The organism is Mesorhizobium sp. M1A.F.Ca.IN.020.06.1.1 (genome assembly GCF_004023265.1).
Taxonomy (GTDB): Bacteria; Pseudomonadota; Alphaproteobacteria; order Rhizobiales; family Rhizobiaceae; genus Mesorhizobium.
The window spans coordinates 1-502 of record NZ_RZSR01001759.1; the positions used below are offsets into that span (position 1 = coordinate 1).

General features: G+C 61.4%; 1 pseudogene. It reads right to left on the minus strand.

The window, feature by feature from the left end:
• Positions 1–276 (minus strand): annotated as a pseudogene (ureC, locus tag EOA60_RS36745) (urease subunit alpha); the annotation flags it as partial.
• Positions 277–502: the final 226 nt, after the last annotated feature.

Here is a 502-nt window from a genome sequence, read left to right on the forward strand (position 1 = left end):
CTTCAGGCCGATATCGGCCTTGACGATCCCGGCGAGCGCGTCGACGACCAGCGCGTTGGTGATGACGGTGTCGACGGCGCCGCCCGCCCTAGATACCTGGCTCTGGCCCATGCCGTCGCGGATGACCTTGCCGCCGCCGAATTTCACTTCCTCGCCATGGACGGTAAAATCCTTCTCGACCTCGATAAAGAGCTGGGTGTCGGCAAGCCGCACCTTGTCGCCGACCGTGGGGCCGTACATCTGCGCATAGGCGGCACGGGAAATTCTTGCCATCAGCGATTGCTCCCAAAAGCGAGTTTGTGTGGGCGCGGAGCGCACATTGTCGCCATCCAATGGTCATGCAATGACCCGCTCGACGACACCTTCCGATCCCATTTGGCGGTTGAGGTGACCGAGTCAGCCCAAAACGACCGTTTTCCAAACCGAGGGAAGGAATATCCATGCGAAAGACGATACTTTTCGCGGCCGCCGCCAGCTTGATGATGGCGGGGGTGGCCGGCGC